Annotated in this window: 13 protein-coding genes; 8 read left to right on the top strand and 5 right to left on the bottom strand. The window is 54.3% G+C overall.

Going from position 1 to position 18,542, the window contains the following annotated elements; genetic code table 11:
* Positions 1-131: 131 nt before the first annotated feature.
* The 3 genes from B0B12_RS05600 to B0B12_RS05590 are packed head-to-tail and all read right to left on the bottom strand — an operon-like array spanning position 132 to position 2,967.
* Entirely contained in the window at positions 132-1,193 is a 1,062-nt protein-coding gene (locus B0B12_RS05600) for a PA0069 family radical SAM protein (RefSeq protein ID WP_076666467.1), read from the bottom strand.
* A 36-nt stretch (positions 1,194-1,229) separates the two neighbouring features.
* Positions 1,230-2,504, bottom strand: coding sequence for a Y-family DNA polymerase (locus tag B0B12_RS05595; RefSeq protein WP_076666466.1), 1,275 nt, complete (start codon positions 2,502-2,504; stop codon positions 1,230-1,232).
* The gene (locus B0B12_RS05590; RefSeq protein WP_076666465.1) at positions 2,497-2,967 is read right to left on the bottom strand and encodes a LexA family protein; all 471 of its coding nucleotides are present in this window, start codon (positions 2,965-2,967) and stop codon (positions 2,497-2,499) included. Before B0B12_RS05590 ends, B0B12_RS05595 begins: the two co-directional genes overlap by 8 nt.
* Before the next feature lie 350 nt (positions 2,968-3,317).
* On the opposite strand from B0B12_RS05590, the gene B0B12_RS05585 reads away from it, so the two are divergent.
* Both B0B12_RS05585 and B0B12_RS05580 read left to right on the top strand, forming a co-directional pair.
* Positions 3,318-3,860 carry a DUF4142 domain-containing protein gene (locus B0B12_RS05585; RefSeq protein WP_076666464.1) on the top strand — a complete coding sequence of 181 codons (543 nt, stop codon included), beginning with the start codon at positions 3,318-3,320 and terminating at the stop codon, positions 3,858-3,860.
* 278 nt (positions 3,861-4,138) lie between these two features.
* Positions 4,139-5,386: a pyridoxal phosphate-dependent aminotransferase gene (locus B0B12_RS05580; protein ID WP_076666463.1), complete on the top strand. Its 1,248-nt coding sequence runs from the start codon at positions 4,139-4,141 to the stop codon at positions 5,384-5,386.
* Positions 5,387-5,498: 112 nt separating this feature from the next.
* Here B0B12_RS05580 and B0B12_RS05575 read toward each other — a convergent pair whose 3' ends face one another.
* Complete coding sequence (locus B0B12_RS05575) at positions 5,499-6,749, bottom strand: pyridoxal phosphate-dependent decarboxylase family protein (RefSeq protein WP_076666462.1); 1,251 nt, start codon at positions 6,747-6,749, stop codon at positions 5,499-5,501.
* Between the two features lie 624 nt (positions 6,750-7,373).
* Here B0B12_RS05575 and B0B12_RS05570 point away from each other — a divergent pair.
* From B0B12_RS05570 to B0B12_RS05555, 4 genes are all read left to right on the top strand, one after another.
* A complete protein-coding gene (locus B0B12_RS05570; RefSeq protein WP_076666461.1) occupies positions 7,374-8,045 on the top strand; it encodes a carbonic anhydrase family protein in 672 nt (223 codons plus the stop codon).
* Entirely contained in the window at positions 8,020-8,700 is a 681-nt protein-coding gene (locus B0B12_RS05565; RefSeq protein WP_076666460.1) for a TetR/AcrR family transcriptional regulator, read from the top strand. Before B0B12_RS05570 ends, B0B12_RS05565 begins: the two co-directional genes overlap by 26 nt.
* Positions 8,701-8,840: 140 nt before the next feature.
* Positions 8,841-9,857, top strand: a complete 1,017-nt coding sequence (locus B0B12_RS05560) for an NADP-dependent oxidoreductase (RefSeq protein ID WP_076666459.1) — start codon at positions 8,841-8,843, stop codon at positions 9,855-9,857.
* 17 nt (positions 9,858-9,874) lie between these two features.
* Positions 9,875-11,032 carry an iron-containing alcohol dehydrogenase gene (locus B0B12_RS05555; RefSeq protein ID WP_076666458.1) on the top strand — a complete coding sequence of 386 codons (1,158 nt, stop codon included), beginning with the start codon at positions 9,875-9,877 and terminating at the stop codon, positions 11,030-11,032.
* A gap of 79 nt (positions 11,033-11,111) precedes the next feature.
* Here the strand turns inward: B0B12_RS05555 and B0B12_RS05550 are convergent, their stop codons facing one another.
* Complete coding sequence (locus tag B0B12_RS05550) at positions 11,112-11,471, bottom strand: STAS domain-containing protein (RefSeq protein WP_076666457.1); 360 nt, start codon at positions 11,469-11,471, stop codon at positions 11,112-11,114.
* Positions 11,472-11,894: 423 nt separating this feature from the next.
* Between B0B12_RS05550 and B0B12_RS05545 the strand changes: the two genes are divergently transcribed.
* Positions 11,895-17,720: a carboxypeptidase-like regulatory domain-containing protein gene (locus B0B12_RS05545; protein ID WP_076666456.1), complete on the top strand. Its 5,826-nt coding sequence runs from the start codon at positions 11,895-11,897 to the stop codon at positions 17,718-17,720.
* Between the two features lie 362 nt (positions 17,721-18,082).
* Positions 18,083-18,328 carry a hypothetical protein gene (locus B0B12_RS05540; protein WP_007652719.1) on the top strand — a complete coding sequence of 82 codons (246 nt, stop codon included), beginning with the start codon at positions 18,083-18,085 and terminating at the stop codon, positions 18,326-18,328.
* Positions 18,329-18,542: the final 214 nt, after the last annotated feature.

The following is an 18,542-nucleotide window of genomic DNA, read 5'->3' as shown; positions in this document are numbered from 1 at the left end:
TGGCGGTTTAAATGTTGTACCCCTCCATACTAACGAGGATGCATCCTGATTACAAGCAGACCTGACTATACTTTCTGGGTAATTTGCCTGGACATCTATCGCTAGGGTACAGGTGATGTTATCTTCAACTTTTAAAAGAGATTCATTTGTATACCTGCCCTGGTACAGAAGTGGTTATAGTTGTAAGGTTTCATGCTGCGTCCCGCCATGTACTTGCGCCTGCTCATGCTGAAGAGCCGGTTGATGGCCTCAGCAAATTTCCCCTCGCCGCGCATGCGGGTGCCGAAACGACTGTCGTTAAGCTGCCCGCCGTGGCAGTCGGCGATCTGGCTTAATACTTTGTCCGCCCGGTCTGGAAAAGCCTGCCGGATCCAGTCTTCGAAGATGGGTCCGATGTTGCCGTTGAGCCGCACGATGGTATAGGCGGCGCTGCTGGCACCGGCCTCGGCTGCGCTTCTGATGATGGCCGGTATCTCGGAGTCGTTGAGGCCGGGTATAATGGGCGCTACCATCACATTGACAGGTATAGCAGCATCCGTTAATTGCTTTACTACCTGCAGTCGCCGGGCTCCGGTGGCGGTGCGAGGCTCCATCTTCTGGCGTAGCTCCTCGTTCAGCGTGGTGATGCTGATGTTCACATGTACGAGGTCTAGTTTGTTGAGCTCCTGCAGCAGGTCGAGGTCTCGGAGGATGAGCGCGTTTTTGGTGATGATGCTCACCGGGTGCCGGTACTGCAGCAAAACTTCCAGTATGCGGCGCGTCAGTTTCTTTTTCGCCTCGATGGGCTGGTAGCAGTCGGTGTTGCCGGCCAGCATGATGGGCATGACCTGCCATTTCTGGTTCTCCAGCTGCCGGGCCAGCACCTCCGGGGCATTCTCCTTGACGATGATCTTGCGCTCAAAGTCGAGCCCGGCGCCGTAGCCCCAGTACTGGTGGGTGTTGCGGGCATAGCAGTAGATGCAGCCGTGCTCGCAGCCCTGGTAGGGGTTCATGGAGTAAGCAAGGCCTAGGTCCGGACTATCAATCTTGTTGATGATCTTCTTAGGGTGTTCCGCAAAGAACTCTGTCTTGCTGTTGCAGAGCATCGCCTCGTCCAGCCCCTCGATGTGCGCGGCTACATATTCCTGTTTCAGGTAGGGGTTGGCGGGGTTGTACTGCGCGCCGCGGCCTTTCAAAAATTCGTCTGCTTTCATAGCTTCTGCTCTGTGATTTTCTTTTTCCTCTGTTTGCTATCTCGTCTCAATCCACAGGAGTCCCTTGAATTGCGTGGTATAGCAGGGCGACTTCTTTTCGCACTTGAGCTGCCAGGGACGGGTGGTGCCCTGGGCGGCGCAGGTGACCTTGTCGCGGCCCCAGGTGCTGTTGAGCTTGTCGAGGACCTGCATCAGGCGCTGGTGCTTGTCGCGGTCCACGGGGTCGAGGAGGCTGGTCTGCACCTGGTTTTGCGGCCGCAGCTCCGACACGATCACGCCGCTCTTCTTGTAGCGGTAGCCTGGGCGGTAGAGCGCCTGCAGCGCCAGGTTGGCATAGTGTACCAGCTCCAGCGTGCTGCTGGTGGCCGTGGGCAGCGCGATGGTTCTGCTGTTGAAGTACTGTGCATCTGTTTCCCGGAAACGGTTGGTCTCCACAAACACCGTAACAGCACCCGCACAACTCTGCTGGCGACGCAGCTTGGCGGCGCAGCGCGAGGCGTAGTTGGCCGTGGCCTCCTGCAGCTGTGAGAGCGTCGTGACGGACGCGCCAAAGGAGCGGGACGTGCAGATGTTCTGCTTATTGGGTGCCACCAGTTCCAGGTCCTGGCAGGGCTCACAGCGTAGCTCACGCACAGTACGCAGGCCCACCACGGTCAGGTGCTTTTTGGCAAAGGCATCGGAAACATTGCGCAGGTCCAGGGCGGTGTGGATGCCGAAACCGGCCAGCTTCTGGGCATAGCGCCGGCCCATGCCCCACACATCACCCACTTCCGTGCGCCGCAGCGCCTCCTCTATGTGCCGCTCATCGGTCAACACCAGCACCCCATCCGCCTTCTTCGACTTCTTGGAAAGCCGGTTCGCCAGCTTAGCCAGTGTCTTGGTGGGGGCCACGCCTACCGATACGGGTATACCTGTCCAGGCCCTGACGGTGCTTCGCATCTCCCCGGCATACTCGTTTAGGTCGCGGCCATAGAAGTTGCCCAGGTCCAGAAAGGCTTCGTCGATGGAGTATACTTCCAGGTTGGGCGTGAACTGCCCCAGCGTCTGCATTACCCGTGCCGACATGTCGCCATACAGGGTGTAGTTGCTGCTGAAAACGTGTACGTTGTGCTGCTCTATCGTATCCTTTGCTTTAAATGCCGGTTCGCCCATTTTGATGCCCAGCGCCTTGGCTTCGTTGGACCGCGCAATGATGCAACCGTCGTTGTTGGAGAGCACCACGATGGGTTTGCCCTCCAGCTTCGGATCGAAGACCCGCTCGCAGGAGGCGTAGAAATTGTTGCAGTCCACGAGGGCGAAAAGGTTAGTCATGGCTGCCGTTCACTTTGTGGAGCGACCACACCACCACGCCCCAGGGTTTAAAGTCCATTTCTTCGGTGATCTCCAAGGGCGGGTAGGCTTCGTTGGCCGGCTGCAGAAACATCCGGTCTCCTTTTTTTAAGTAGCGCTTTACCGTGAATTCGCCGTCTACCACGCCAATGATGATGTGGCCGTCGCGCGGTTTCAGGGAGCGGTCCACTACCAGGATGTCGCCATCATGCAGCCGGGCGTCACGCATCGATTCGCCCCGTACCCGCACCAAAAAGGTGGCGGTAGGATTGTGGATGAGCACCTGCTGCAGGTTGATCCTGTCTTCCAGGTAATCGTCGGCCGGGGAAGGGAAACCCGCCGCTACATAGCTTTGGCTGATGGGTAGTTCCAGGAGCTCAGACAGATGCAGGGGCAACAACTCGAGGCTGTGCGGCAGGGTGTAAGGGGGATGTGTTTTTTCCATAGTGCTTTCTCGTTTGGTCTCTTTCGCGACACATGCCTCAAATATAGGATTAGCTAATATATTTAGCAATATATACTAAAAATTTTAGTTTTTGGTTCTGTGGCCCGGGGGAATCAACCAGAGTGGCGGAAAGGAAAGGCGGGAAAAGCAACAGGTGGTTGGTAAGAGGCTGTACCTCCTGTAGGGCAAATACCTCAGTATACCTATTGTTATATTATGTGTTTATACCTGAGCTTTTACGTATTTATCTGCTGCCTCATTGCCAGAGGTGCACGTTTAAAAACAGGACTGCAGAAGAAAGTGTGTTTCTTCTGCCTGAGTTCCTTTAGTTTAACCATAATAATTTAACTATGAAAAGAGCGAAGGATTTGAGATGGAGACTGCTACTACTTTTTGTGCCGCTAGCATTTTTAGCAGCCTGCGATGACGACGATGACGATGATATTGACTTGCCTCGGCTGACAGCACAGGAGTTTGTGCAGCGTGCTGCTGCCAGTGATATGTTTGAGATTCAGACAGGAAACATGGCGCTTCAGAAGTCAACGATGCAGGAGGTGCGAGATTTTGCGCAGGAGATCGTAACTGACCATACAGCCTCCAGTCAGGAACTGATGACACTGGCGCAGCAGAAGAACCTGCAGGTGCCTACCACGCTTCCGCAGGACAAGCAGGCTATTGTAAGCCGACTTGACGGTAAAACAGGCGTCCCATTCGATAAAGACTTTGCCGATGTACAGGAAGAAGCACATGAGGATGCTGTAGAACTGTATGAGCAGGCCGTAGAGGATCTGGATGACGCTGAACTTCGGGCTTTTGCTCAGAAGACACTGCCCGCCTTGCGTATGCACCTTGACCATGCCCGCGAACTGGACGATATGACAGATGCCCTTTAACAGGCGACGAGCCTGATTTAGAATGAAGCTTCTCTAAAGCCCTTGCCTCATTGGTAGGGGCTTTTTAATTGATTTATAGTTGAGTATAATGTATTGTGTATCAATTAGGAATAGTATTTATGGTGAATGATGGGTACAGGTAAGCTTAGTTGCTTTTCCACAGGGAGTAAAGGCAGAAGACAAAAATTTGGAGTAGAACATAGAAGCCGCGTTTTTTAAGTATATGTACTAGTTTATCATGTGCAGCGAACCCTTATTTTTGAGGAAATTTAACAGCTATGATACAACGCAGCACGCGGCTCGACGCGGTTCATTACGAACTGTGCGGCCCCATATACGAGCAGGCAAAAGAACTAGAGCGGGAGGGACACCGCATCACCAAGCTTAACATCGGCAACCCGGCTCCCTTTGGCTTCGATGCACCCGAGGCGGTTACCCGAAGCATCATCGACAACCTGCGCCACGCCCAAGGCTATTCGGACCATAAAGGCTTGCTGTCTGCCCGCGAGTCAATCCGAAATTGCTATGCCGCCAAAGGTATAGCTGGCATCCATACCGACGATATCTCCCTCGGCAACGGGGTAAGCGAACTAATCCTGCAGGCAGTACAGGCGCTGCTCAACGAAGGGGATGAGGTGCTGGTGCCTTCGCCGGACTACCCGCTCTGGACGGCGGCTGTGCGCTTCTCGGGCGGCAAGGCCGTGCACTACCTCTGCGACGAAGCTTCCGACTGGAACCCGGGCCTAAACGACGTCAAAAGTAAGATCACCAGCCGCACCAAGGCCATGGTGATCATCAACCCCAACAACCCAACCGGCGCGGTCTATGCCCCGGAACTGCTGCAGGAACTGGTCGAGCTGGCTGCAGTCCACAACCTGGTGGTATTCTCGGATGAGATTTACGACAAGATCCTCTACGACGAAGTGGCGTACCGCTCCACGGCCACTTTTTCGGACGAGGTGCTGACCGTGACCTTCGGCGGCCTTTCCAAGAACTACCTGGCGGCCGGTTTCCGGGCAGGCTGGATGCTGGTGAGCGGCAACAAGGCCAAGGCAAGAAGCTACATTGAGGGGCTAAACACCATGGCCAGTCTGCGGGTGTGCAGCAATGTGCCGGCCCAATTTGCCATACAGGCGGCGCTGGAAGGTGACCAGGGGATGCAGGACTTGGTGCTGCCAACCGGCAGGCTACGGCAGCAGCGCGACACCTGCTACGAAAAGCTGGTGGCTATACCGGGCGTCACCTGCGTGAAGCCCAAAGGCGCCTTTTACCTCTTCCCGAAGATCGACGTGAAGCAATACCGCATTACGGATGACCAAGCCTTTGTGCTGGATTTTCTCCGAGAGCAGCATGTGCTACTGGTACAGGGCAGCGGCTTCAACTGGCAGCAGCCGGACCACTTCCGCATCGTCTACCTGCCGGAGGTGCAGGAACTGAGTCAGACCATGGACAAGTTGGCGCTCTTTCTACAGAATTACAGGGGAACAGGTATAGCAGCTCCGCGGCAACTAACGGCGTCGCTGTAGGTATAGCAAGGCCCTAAATCAGAAAAGGCTCCCGCTTAGGGAGCCTTTTCTGATTGATGGGTAAGGTATAGAACCTGCGGCGCAGGTATAGCAAGGTATAGCAAAACACGATTTACTCTGCCAGGCAAGCTTCCTGCTGGTATACTTTCAGGTCCTCCAGCAGCGGGATCAGGCGGTCGATGGTCACGTGGTCCATCACCACGATCTTGTACCAGCGCGGGCTCTGGTGGTTGTCCGGCACAAGGCCATACCTGCCCGCAATCTCCTTGCTCAGGAACTCGCTCCGGATCGTAACGATGTTAGAGTAGGTGTCGCGGTAATAGGAGATACCCATCTTGTCCAGCTCGCCGGCCAGCCAGGTGGCGCGGTTGAGCAGAGTGGTAATTTTCTCTTCCCATCCGTAGCGCCCATAGGTCATCAGAATCATCCAGACGGCAATGGCATTGGCGCCGGAGCGGCTGCCGATCAGGGTAAAGTCCTCGCCCTCCACGTAGCTGGCCTCCTTGGTGTTGGCATGCTGCATAAAGCCTTTCCGGATCAGGAAGATGCCCGTGCCGTAAGGGGCCTGCACCATTTTGTGCGCATCCAGGGTGACCGAGGTGATGTGCTTGTTCTGAAAGTTGAGCATGTTGCCCGGGTTGGTGAACGGGTAGATGAAGCCGCCAAAAGCTGCGTCCACATGGATCATGAACCGGCAGTCGTTTGCTTCAAGTGCTGCTGCATATACCTCGGCGTTATCCACTGAGCCAAACATGGTTGTCATCATATTGGCCACCACAATAAAGTGGCTCTTGCCTTTCGCTTTCTGCGCTGCGATCGTCTCCTGCAGGTGCTCCTCGTCCAGGGCTCTAGTGGCCTCGTCCACCTGCACCATGGCAATGTCCAGGTCAAACACGTTGGCGGCCTTGCTCATGGAGTAGTGGCTGTCGCGGGAGCACAGGATGCAGATGTTGTCACTGCTGACCCCGTAATGGTTGCGGAAATAGTTGCGGTAGATCCAGATGGCCTGCAGGTTGGCCTCCGTGCCGCCGGCCGCCACGTAGCCGTCGCAGCTGTCCGGCTCGGCTTTCAGGATTTGCTCGGCGCACAAGGCAATCAACTCCCGCTCAATCTGGTGCGTTCCCCTGAAAAAGGACTCAGAGGCGCCCAGGGTATGGCAGCCGATGTGGTTTGGGTTGTGGATAAGCGCCGTCAGGAAAGGTGCGTCCTTGAGAAAGGGGGCATCCTGGTAAAAGACTTTATTATCGAGATGGGAGCCAGGTATACCCAGGATGTTCTCATCATAGAAATTCACGTTCTCGGCCAGGGCATTGAAGACAATCGTCCGGATGGTGTCCTTGCTGAGTTTATTCCACTGTTGCATACTTGTAAACGGTGTTTAATGGTCAATAGCGGGGCTTTGCCGGTCCGGCACAGCCCTGTTCCAATGCCAGGCAAATATACGACATTCAACAGACATGCTCCCTGCGCGACAGGTTCGTCCTTCTCGCTACGGACTGCGATTTACGAGCACCTGTTTCCGGAAACAATGATATAAATCATGCCCGACAATAAAAACCGGGGAAAGCTGGGAATTAAAACAAATGTAGCTTTACTTTGTAGTGTTAAAGTAAAGCTATTGATTCAGATTTCGAACCTATACCTTAAACAGAAGGTACTATAGTCATAGGTCAACCTGGTTTTCGGGTACTTCTGCCATGTTTACATGTAAGCTGGCCGACACAGGTATAGCGACTTCACGATTACCGTGTAGGTATAACCGGTACATTCTCAGTTGAAAACCGGCAAAGCGCTGCGAACCCGGATGTGCCTGGAGAGATTGAGAACTGGTAAATGATAAGGGAAAGTAGAGGCAGCTGCCTGAAAATAAAACAGAAATCCGGAGACAAAAAAAGCAATACGGAGGCAGGAAGTTCTGAAAACACCCGAACTTTGCCGGACAGGCTGCTTGAAGGACCTCCCAATGAATTCAAAAAAACATAGACCCATGAGAACGCAAAACAGAGAAACACAGGCAGAACTGACCCCGCAGCGCGCAAAGGAAATCCTGCTGGAAGGCAACAAGCGCTTTGTAAGCAACCTGAAAGTGAACCGCAACCTGCTGCAGCAGGTCAACGAAACGTCGGCAGACCAGTTTCCGTTTGCTATCGTGTTAAGCTGCATCGACTCCCGCACATCGGCCGAACTCATCTTCGACCAGGGGCTGGGAGACATCTTCAGCACCAGGGTGGCCGGCAACGTGGTGAACGAAGACATACTGGGAAGCATGGAGTTTGCCTGCAAAGTGGCTGGCTCTAAACTGATTGTGGTGCTGGGCCACAGCCGGTGCGGTGCCATAAAAGGAGCCTGCGACCATGTGGAGTTGGGCAACCTGAGCAAGCTGCTGCACAAGATAGCGCCTGCGGTAGCCGCCGTAGAATATGCCGGCGAGCGGAGCTCTAAAAACAGCGAATTCGTGGAAAAAGTGGCCGAGACCAACGTGGTGTGGGCCATAGGCGAGATAAAGAAAAACAGCCCGATCCTTCGCGAAATGATAGAAAAAGGCGAGATTGGCATTGTAGGCGGTATGTATAATGTGGAAACCGGTGTGGTGAACTTTTACGACGACGCAGAAAACCTGACGGAGACACTTCATGAAGAACTTGCTGGCAAATATTAAGATCAAAGTAGAGGAGAAGGTATACCTCAAAGACCCGGAGGGGTCCGAAAAAGGGCGTGACATCGTCAAACATGGCATTCTCCTGATCGATGAACTGGGACTGGAGGCCTTTACTTTCAAGAAACTGGCTGAGCGCATCAACAGTACGGAGGCCACCATCTACAGGTACTTCGAGAGCAAGCACATGCTGCTCTCATACCTGATCTCGTGGTACTGGAACTGGCTCGAGTACCGCCTGGTGTTCGCCATCAACAACATCAGCTCGCCCGAGGAGCGCCTGCGCATCGCGATCGGCATTCTGTCGGGCCGCAACGAGAACGACCTGGAGTTTGAGCACATCGACGAGGCTACGTTGCAGCGCATTGTGGTGGCGGAGTCGGCCAAGGCCTACCTGACCAAAACCGTGGATGCCAACAACAAAGAGGGCTTCTTCCTGAGCTACAAGCGCCTCTGCAAGCGTATAGCCGACATCATACTCGAAATCAACCCGGAGTACAAGTATCCGGCGTCTTTGGTCTCCACGATAGCGGAGAGCGCGCATTACCAGAAATTTTTTGCCCTCCACCTGCCTTCCCTGACGAACATACACCAGAATGGCAGCGGCGATCCGGAAGATTTTCTGACCCACCTGGCTTTCAAAGCGATCGAAAAGTAAGTCTGAGCAGGCAACTGTTTAAAGGATGGCACAGGCGATAGCGCTTTGCCATCCTTTTTCTTTTGAAACCTGCTGCGAACAAAACCATAACCCCCGGCATCTGTTTTCCATACACTAAAAGGTATAACACATCCAAGTCTATGAAAACCAAAAGCATTTTATTGAAAAGCCGGCCAAAGGGCATGCCCACCGAGGAGAATTTTGAATTCAGAGAGGAAACATTGCCGGATCTGCAGGAAGAGCAGCTGCTGCTGAAAGCCCTCTACATATCGGTTGACCCCTACATGCGCGGCCGTATGAGCGATGCCAAATCCTATGTGGCGCCCTATAACTTAAACGAACCCATTGCCGGGGGCGTGGTGGCCGAGGTAGCAGAAAGCCGGAATGACAGGTATAAGGCCGGTGACGTTGTGCTGGGTAATCTTCCATGGCAAACGTACAGCATCTCCAATGGCAGAGGACTCAGTCAGCTGGACCCGAACCTGGCGCCACTGAGCTACCACCTAGGTATACTGGGCATGCCGGGCATGACGGCCTATTGCGGCTTGCTGTTTATCGGGGAGCCCAAAGAAGGCGAGACGGTGGTGGTGTCCGGCGCGGCGGGGGCGGTAGGTACCGTGGTCGGGCAGATCGCCAAGCTGAAGGGCTGCCGCGTGGTAGGTATAGCCGGCTCTGACGAGAAGACAGCCTATCTTAAAGAAGAGCTTGGCTTCGACGAGGCCATCAACTACAAATCCACTTCCAATATGCGCGAGGCACTGGCAAAGGCCTGTCCCGATGGGGTGGACATTTACTTCGACAACGTGGGTGGGGAGATTTCGGATGCGGTATACAGCCAGCTCAACGACTTTGCCCGCATCGCAGTCTGCGGACAGATCGCGCTGTACAACGCCACCTCGGTACCGACGGGTCCGCGGGTGGAGCCTATCCTGCTCAAAAAAAAGGCACTGATGAAGGGTTTTATCGTGAGTGATTATGCCGACCGTTTCCCGGAGGCCGCCACTGAGCTGGCAAACTGGGTAAAAGCTGGTAAATTGCAGTACGAAGAACATGTACTGGAAGGCTTCGATCAACTGCCACAGGCCTTCTTCGGCTTGTTTAGAGGTGAGAACACAGGCAAACTGCTTGTGAAAGTGGCAGATTTTAACACCAATTAATTAGCAAAATTACGTTTATGAACAATTTCACTTTCTATAACCCGGTTAAGATCCTGTTTGGCAAAGGGCAGATCGCGGGCCTGTCCAAAGAGGTGCCGGCTGGTGCACGCGTGCTGATGGCCTATGGCGGCGGGAGCATCAAGAAAAACGGGGTATACGAACAGGTCATGGATGCCCTGAAAGGCCACAAGGTGGTGGAGTTTGGCGGTATTGAGCCCAACCCGCGCTACGAGACCCTGATGCAGGCCGTAGGCCTGGCCAAACAAGAACAAATAGACTACATCCTGGCGGTAGGTGGCGGTTCTGTCATCGATGGCGTTAAGTTCATTGCGGCAGCCATACCTTTCGAGGGTGGCGACCCGTGGAAGATCTGCTCTGAGAAGGTGCCGGTGACCGAAGCCATCCCGTTCGGGGCGGTGCTCACGCTGCCGGCCACAGGCTCGGAGATGAACTCCGGCTCGGTGATCACGCGGGAAGAAACCAAGCAGAAGCTGTCGTTCGGATCACCGCTCACCTTCCCCAAATTCTCCATCCTTGATCCGGAGACTACCTTTTCGCTGCCTTTGCGCCAACTCAGCAACGGCGTTGTGGATGCCTTCACGCATGTGCTGGAGCAGTATTTGACCTATCCGGTCAATGCGCCGCTCCAGGACCGCCTGGCCGAGTCTATCCTGATTACGCTGAAAGAGGAGGGACCTAAGGCACTGCAAAACCCAACCGACTATGATACGGCTGCCAACATCATGTGGTGCGCCACCATGGCCCTGAACGGGGTCATCCGGGTGGGCGTGCCGACTGACTGGGCCACGCACATGATCGGCCACGAGCTGACCGCGCTGCACGGCATCGACCATGCGCGCACGCTGGCCATTGTGCTGCCTTCGCTGTTGCGCTACAAGCGCGATACCAAACGGGAAAAACTGTTGCAGTACGGCGAGCGGGTATGGGGTGTCACCCAAGGCAGCGACGAGGACCGCCTCGAAGCCACCGTGCAGGCCACCGTCAATTTCTTCGAGTCGCTGGACATCCGCACCAGGCTGAGAGACTACGAAGTGGACAAGTCGACGATACAGGAGATCGTGCAGCGCTTTGAGGAGCGCGGTGTGAAGAACCTGGGTGAGCGGGCCGACATTCAGGTGGCGGACGTGGAGCAGATCCTCACCATGAGCCTGTAGCAGGTATAGGTATAGATTCAAAAAAAGAGCGCCTCTGCTTTCGGCAGGGGCGCTCTTCTGTGTTTATAGAAAGGCAGATTTAAGCGGCAAGTTGCGGGATTCTCTCTTTTTCAGCTTCCTCGAAGGACCGGGCCTTTTCGAATAGCGAATCGAGGCGCAGGAGTCGGAATAGGCGTTCGGTCGTAGCGTTCATGTCGCAGAGTACCACTTTTATACCCTGTTTCCGGATTTTGAGCAGTTCGCTCACAAAGGAGCAGATACTGTTGTTGGTCAGGTGCAGGCGGTCAACGTGCGAGCAGTCGATCCAGAGCTCTTTGCTACTCACTTGGGGCGACTCGGCGATGGCCTGGCGTACTTTATCAAGCGCTTGCTGCTTTACAAGGCCTTTCACAAAAAAGATATGACGGTTCTGGTGCGGGGTGTGGTTGGTTATTTCCATGGCGACGTCCCTTTAAAAAGATTTGACATACAAAGGAGGGTGCCTGAGGAGTAAAGGCGTCCTTTGCTAAATACTAAAAATTTAAAAACATGGTACTTGTTGCGTTTTGTATTTTTAAAGTACGGGCTAATTAGTATATAGTTATTTAGTTTTCGATTTATTTAGTTAATGGATTTATGGCTAGTATTTTGCTAGGGAAGGCCCTCGTTGGATCTATGATGAAATGTGAAGATAATAGGATTTATTGCAGAGATTCTAGAAGGCCAAAGCTATTGTATAAATGAAAATTAAGGCAGCCTGTTGATACGGCCGGCGAAGAGCGGCTGTGCGCGTGGTCGCTACGCTACGGAAGAACCATTTGTCGCGATGGGCGGATATCAATATATTATTTTCAGTATATTGATATGGAATTGACACCTCGCTATGCTAAAACAACTACTGCTGCTACTCTTTATTTCCTTGCTTGCCATACCTGCTTTCCCGCAGGGCCGACTCGCCAATTCCCAGCTGCGCAGTCCCTATACCTACATCTACAAAATCACCGACGAACAGGCGCTTGATATTTACGAGAAGGGACCGAATGTCGTGAAGGCTAGTTTCTTCCACACCGCGATCGACTCCTTTGCGATCGGGAAAACCTATACAAAGCCGCTGCCACAGGGGCACTACCTGTACATGCACGCCCAGGGACCTGACCTGGTCTACTGGCTCGAAACAAAGAGCAAAACGCAGGCGAAACTCCTGCACCTGCAGCCGGAACTTGCCCTTGTAGTGCACGACAGTCTGGGCCAGCTGATAAGGAATGCAAAGGTAACGGCCGGCAAAAAGCATGTGCCCTTTGATAGCGAAACAAACACTTACAGACTGAAGAAAGGCCCGAAAAAGGGTATAGTCAGCGTCAGTCACCAAGGTCATACCTTTTACGAAGAGCTGGCTCCGCAGCACGAGCTTTACAAACCAAAGTGGTGGCAACGCCTGATCAACACCTGGCCCATTTACTATACCTGGCGACCGTTTCGGGACGTGTACAAAACCATTCGGTGGGGACATCCGGAGGGCTGGATACGAAGCGTAGCCGCTATTTTCGACGAAGACTACCGCAACGAAAAACCCGACAAATACAAAGGCTACCTGGTCACGAACAAACCCCTCTACCAGCCCGGCGATACGGTCCGATACAAGGCCTATGTCGTGAACGAAAATGGCAAGCCGGTGCGCCATAAAGCGCAGCTGGTGCTGAATGGCTACAACATCAGGCGAAAGAAACTGGCTACGATCAGCCCTTACCGCAAGGGGGCCTACGAGGGCTGGTTTGTGTTGCACGACAGCCTGAACCTGCGCCTGGATGCCACCTACAACCTGTTGCTGGAGCGAACGAACAAGCGGGAGGATGTACTGGTGCGCCACTCGTTTACCTACGAAGACTACGAGCTGAAGGAAAACAAGTATACCCTACGGCTGGCACATGAAGAGCACCAGGCCGGGGTGGAGAACCAGCTGCATGTGCGCGGCACGGATGCCAACGGCCTCAGCCTGCTCGATGCCCGGGTAGAGGTGGCCGTACTTACCAGGCAAGTGTTCTGGTCGGATGAGCGACAGGTTTTTGTGCCGGATACGCTCTGGAAACACCGTCAACCGTTGGAGTCCGCAGGTGAGACAAGCATCACCATCCCGTCAACCGTTTTCCCGAAGGCTTCCCTGCGCTATCAGGTCAGAGCTGATTTTTTGAACAGCAGCAACGAGCGTAGTTTCCAGTCCGCAGAGGCCAGCTATACCTACAGGCCGGGGAAATTGCAACTCAGTCTTTCGCAGGACAGTCTGCTGGCCCGGTATGTGGAGGGCGACAAGCCCATGCCGCAAAAAGCGCAGCTGACCGCTGTGGATGTGAGAGGAAATAAGGTACTCGATCAACTGGTGCAGCTGCCCTTCCGTTTGCAGGTGAACCCTTATGTACGGCGCTACATTTTACAGTCCCCGAAGCAGGAAACATCGCTCTCCCTGAGCCCCGAAAATGCACAGCTGCAGGCCCATACCGACCGGAACAACGACTCACTCTACCTGGTACTGGACAATCCACGAAAGCTGCCGTACTGGTTCTTCGTATACCGGGGAGACAAACTGGTGGAGCAGGGCAAAGGGCAGGAGCAGCGTTTGCGCTATACCCGGGCCCTGCGCGGCGATGCTCCTTATTTTGTGACGCTCCGCTACATGTGGGGCGGCGAGATCCGGTCAGACGAGAAAGTAGCCCCGCACCGCAGGTATACCCTGAATGTGGAGGTGGACGCGCCGCAAGTGGTATACCCCGGCCAAAAGAGCGACCTGACCGTAACGGTACGCGATGTCAAAGGCAAGCCAGTGCCCAACGCCGACCTCACGGCCTACGCCATCACCTCGAAATTCACGGCGCAGGGTGTGCCCACGCTGCCGTCCTGGGACAAATACAAGGGACGCAAACCCTACCAGAAACTGCGGCTGAAAAACGAAGCCAAGTCCGCCACACAGCTAATGGACTGGCAGGTATGGAGCCGGCGCATGGGGCTTGACAGCATCGCCTACTACAACTTCCTGTACCCGAAACAAGACATTTTTACAGAATACAGCCCTTCCCGCGACAGCCTCACGCAGTTCTCGCCCTTCGTGGTGGACTCGGGCAGGGTGGTGCCGGTGCACGTGGTATACCTCGACAAAGTGCCGGTGTATTTCTCCGGAACGGATGTGGTGCCCGCCTATTCCTTTGCGGCCGACAGCGGCTACCATACTATCGTGATGCGCACCGCCGACAAACTGGTCACCCTCGACAGCGTATACCTGCGCCCTTACCACAAACTGGTACTGAGCGCTGACCTGACACAGGCTACCGTACCGTATGCAAAAGAGGCTGAAAGAAAAGACTACCTATCGGCCCGGGAACGCAACAACCTGCACGGCTACCTGCTGGAAGTGGAGCAGAATTTCGGAAGCGATCTGGCCTACCTCAAGCAGGGCCCCCGGGTACTGCACCTGCAGGATGGCCGCTTCCAAAACAACTATTACCATTCGTCAAAAATCGCTCTGCTGACGGGCCCTTACTCACCGGATTATCTGCAGTTCACCCGGTTTGGCAAGTTCAACACCACCTTCGAGCTGGAGGCGGGCTATACCTATACCTTTGAGCGGGAGCTCCTTAAAATGCGTGAGCGCAAACTTTTGCCTGAGCACGCTCACCTCGGCGCCTGGAACAAAAAGGAACGAAACCCGGTGCCCCTCTACGACAAGGCCCTGACCGAACAGCAGTTGCAACAAGAGTGGGAGGAGCTGCAGCGGCAGTTCTGGCTACAAAAGGCCCTGGGCAATAACCCGCGCTACAACGACTACCTGCCCAAAGGCCGCGTAGGCTGGCGACTCGACACCGCCTTTACACAGCAGCCCACCATTGCCGTGCTGCACAAGGCTGGTCAGCCCGATTCCGCCCGACTCTACAACGGCAATACGCGGATGTTGACAGGTATACCGGTTGGCAACTATCGGCTGGCGCTGCTCTTCCCGGATAGCAGCTACGTGGCCACCGACCTGCGCGTGCAGGCAAACGGACAAGTGCAGCTATACCTGCAGCCAACCGCACAGAAGCAACCCGACAGGTATAGCCAGACCTTGCTGCAGTTGGTTAACAGAAGAATCAGGGAAGCACAGCGCGGGGTAGGGATAGAAGTGCAGCAGCAGTTGATCCGGCAGATGCGAAACGACAGCTATACTTCCGGTCTGAGCGAGTACAGCACGACCGTATCAGGTATAGTTATGGACGCGGTGTCAGGCGAGCCGCTGCCGGGCGTGGCGGTGCTGGTGAAAGGTACACACATCGGCACGGCGACTGATGCTAACGGCTACTACCAGCTTGGCGTGCCTGCCAACGCTGTGCTGGTTTTCAGATTCATTGGGTATGTTACAGCTGAACTGCCTGCTGAAGGACGAAGAATTATTGATACCAGTCTGCAAGTGGATGCGAAAGAATTGCAGGAGGTAGTGGTAGTGGGCTATGGTGCGCAGCGGAAAGGTGAAATGGCCTACGCAACTCAGTTAGCGGGAATTGCTCCGGGAGTACATGTGTCTTCCGAAGGAAATATACGCATCAGAGGAAACGCCTCCGTCCGGAGCGCCACATCACCACTTATCATCGTGAACGGGGTGCCTTACAGCGGAGAATTGTCTGACCTCGATCCGGCCCTGCTTGCCTCCATGAAGAAGCTGGATGCCGCAGCCGGAACGGCGCTCTATGGTTCCGTAGCGGCTGGGGGCGTGATCATCATCGGCGGCAAGGGGTCAGAGGGACTTACGGCGGCGCTGCCGGTAGACGAGGCAGGGGCCATCCGCGAGAGCTTCTCCGACTTCGCCTTCTGGCAGCCGCGCCTGCTCACCGATCGCAAGGGGCAGGCTACTTTCCCGGTTACTTTCCCCGGCGACATCACCAGTTGGAACACTTACGTGCTGGGCATGGACGGCAAGAAACGAACGGGCATCTACAGCACTAGCATCAAGTCTTTTAAAGCGGTGATGGCCACACTGGCGATGCCGCGCTTCCTGGTGGAGGGTGACAAAACGCAAGTCGTAGGCAAGGCACTCAACTACCTGCCGGATTCTTCCAACGTCAGCACCCGCTTCGAGGTGGATGGCAAACCGGTGCGCAAAAGACAGGTACTGCTGAAGCGGGCCTATACCGATACCCTCACCTTTACAGCCCCGCCTGTTGCGCCTGACTCGGTGGAAGTGCTCTTCGCCCTGCACTCCACCGAAGGCATGGCCGATGGCGAGCGTCGGCACGTCCGGGTATACCCGAAAGGCACCCAGGAGACCACCGGACACTTTGTTGCCCTGCACACGGACACGACGCTGACTCTGAACTTTGACCCGGCGAAAGGCCCTGTGAAGCTGCACGCGAAAGGCAATTTGTTAGAAGTAATGCTCGAGGAAATCGACTACCTGCACAAGTATGAATACTGGTGCACTGAGCAGGCCGCTTCCAAGCTCAAGGGGCTGCTGCTGGAAAAGCGCATCCGGGAGCAGCTCGGGGAAAAATTTGAGCATGAAAGGCTGGTGCGCCGTCTGGTGCGCCACCTCGAAAAGACCCAGCTCCCCGAAGGAGCCTGGACCTGGTGGCAAACTGGCCCGGCTTATACCTGGATCACGAGCCACGTGGTGGAAGCACTGTCGCTGGCCAAAGTGGAAGGTTACGCCCCGAAATACGACGAAAAAAAGCTACAGGACTACATGGTATACCGGCTGGAGCAGGCACGCGCCACGGACAAACTGATGATGCTCGAAACGCTGTACAAACTGCAGGCCAAGGTCGACTACACCCGCTACGTGACGGAGCTTTCGAAACGGGAGGGACTAACCCTGGAAGAACAGCTGCGACTCACGCGCATGCGCCAGTTGCTCATACTGGAGGCTCCACTCGATACGCTGCAAAAGTACAGGAAAACGACTACTCTTGGCGGGCTGCACTGGGGCGAGAACAGGTATAGCCTCTTCAACAACCACATCTCCAACACGCTGCTGGCCTACAACATACTGAAGGCGGCAGGCGGTCGCGAACAGGAACTGGCCCGCATCCGCGCCTATTTGCTAAGCGAGCGCCGCAACGGGCGTTGGCGCAACACCTACGAGTCGGCCCGCATACTGGAAACGCTGCTGCCTGATTTGCTGAACACAAATGAAGGTGATCAGCAGCTGCAGAACTCTCTGAAACTGACAGGGCCTCTGCGGCTGGAGGCAAGCAAATTCCCCGTAGACACCACCTTCCTGCCGGGCCAGCCACTGGTTATCCAAAAGACTGGTAAGTTGCCGCTATACCTGACAGCCTACCAAACCCACTGGAACGCCAGTCCGGAGCCGGTGCAGAAAGACTTTGTCGTGAAGACCTCCTTTAAAGGTATGGCAGGCCAGGCCGTTTTAACAGCAGGCATGCCGGTTGAACTAGTGGTGGAAGTGGAGGCCAAAGCCAATGCCGACTTTGTGATGATCGAGGTGCCTATACCTGCTGGCTGCTCTTATGATGAGAAAACGGGTCGTGGACCATATGAAGTGCACCGGGAATATTTCCGCCACAAGGTCGCCATCTTTGCAGACCGTCTGCCCAAGGGCAAGCATACCTACACCATCCGACTTTTGCCGCGCTATAGCGGTACCTATACCCTTAACCCGGCCAAGGCAGAGTTGATGTATTTTCCGGTGTTCTATGGCCGCACCGGACTGAAGGGCGTAACGATCGAGTAACGTGGCGGGATACGCTGCAGTGGCTTGTTTTTTTCCGTGAGCGGCCAAAGGCAGGTTTCAGGTTGTTAATCTTTAAGTTGTTAATTATCAGATTTTTGCGATATTTAATTGGCTCAAATCTGCTTGCTAAAGGGCATTTTGGGCAGGTGTTAACATATTGTTAAATTTATTTCTAACAATTATTGTGAATTAAGTTTATGTCTCCTAAATTGCACTATGTGTTTAAGAATAAGCACACTCGCAATCTAAACCTGACCAAAAAACACACGACCTGATTTGAACTAAAATGTGTACTTTTCGGCTTTATACCCTAAATTGTACACGCTCCGGGAAAATCAGAAACAACATTTAACTTTTAGCCAATGTTAGATATCATCAATTTTATTGCGCTTGCCGGCATCTTCAATATCTGTTTCTTTTGGTATGCATCTACTAAAATGAAGACAAAGCCCGATCCGGTAAAGACGCTCGTTGTGTCTTTTGTATTCTCTATCCCGCTTAGCTTTTTGTTGATCGCCGTTTACACCACTATGCTGCTTTACGCGGCTAAAATCGGCGCCAGCGAAGATGCCATGTGGGAATACATGGAGCAGGAAGAATTGCAGTAGTACCTGGCAGGTATAGCCACCCGGCTGACCTGTTTTCTTAAACGCATCGCGGGCACTTGCTTCAGGCAGGTGCCCGCGATGCGTTTATTGCTTATGGGTTTTTCAGACTTCGGTTATCAGTGAATTAGTACATGTGAATAAAGTCTTCGCTACTCGGGTAGCGTACTGTTTTGTCAAGCGAATTTGAGAGAAGCAGAAATAGGCGCAGGCATAG

This window comes from Pontibacter indicus, assembly GCF_900156345.1.
GTDB classification, from domain to species: domain Bacteria; phylum Bacteroidota; class Bacteroidia; order Cytophagales; family Hymenobacteraceae; genus Pontibacter; species Pontibacter indicus.
The sequence above is the reverse complement of the archived record's forward strand: the minus strand, read 5'-3'. Positions and strand labels throughout refer to the sequence as shown.

Bases quoted from the DNA above. Each gene is read 5' to 3' on its own strand.
- B0B12_RS05600 (WP_076666467.1), bottom strand. From the start codon at position 1,193: ATGAAAGCAGACGAATTTTTGAAAGGCCGCGGCGCGCAGTACAACCCC.
- B0B12_RS05595 (WP_076666466.1), bottom strand. From the start codon at position 2,504: ATGACTAACCTTTTCGCCCTCGTGGACTGCAACAATTTCTACGCCTCC.
- B0B12_RS05590 (WP_076666465.1), bottom strand. From the start codon at position 2,967: ATGGAAAAAACACATCCCCCTTACACCCTGCCGCACAGCCTCGAGTTG.
- B0B12_RS05585 (WP_076666464.1), top strand. From the start codon at position 3,318: ATGAAAAGAGCGAAGGATTTGAGATGGAGACTGCTACTACTTTTTGTG.
- B0B12_RS05580 (WP_076666463.1), top strand. From the start codon at position 4,139: ATGATACAACGCAGCACGCGGCTCGACGCGGTTCATTACGAACTGTGC.
- B0B12_RS05575 (WP_076666462.1), bottom strand. From the start codon at position 6,749: ATGCAACAGTGGAATAAACTCAGCAAGGACACCATCCGGACGATTGTC.
- B0B12_RS05570 (WP_076666461.1), top strand. From the start codon at position 7,374: ATGAGAACGCAAAACAGAGAAACACAGGCAGAACTGACCCCGCAGCGC.
- B0B12_RS05565 (WP_076666460.1), top strand. From the start codon at position 8,020: ATGAAGAACTTGCTGGCAAATATTAAGATCAAAGTAGAGGAGAAGGTA.
- B0B12_RS05560 (WP_076666459.1), top strand. From the start codon at position 8,841: ATGAAAACCAAAAGCATTTTATTGAAAAGCCGGCCAAAGGGCATGCCC.
- B0B12_RS05555 (WP_076666458.1), top strand. From the start codon at position 9,875: ATGAACAATTTCACTTTCTATAACCCGGTTAAGATCCTGTTTGGCAAA.
- B0B12_RS05550 (WP_076666457.1), bottom strand. From the start codon at position 11,471: ATGGAAATAACCAACCACACCCCGCACCAGAACCGTCATATCTTTTTT.
- B0B12_RS05545 (WP_076666456.1), top strand. From the start codon at position 11,895: ATGCTAAAACAACTACTGCTGCTACTCTTTATTTCCTTGCTTGCCATA.
- B0B12_RS05540 (WP_007652719.1), top strand. From the start codon at position 18,083: ATGTTAGATATCATCAATTTTATTGCGCTTGCCGGCATCTTCAATATC.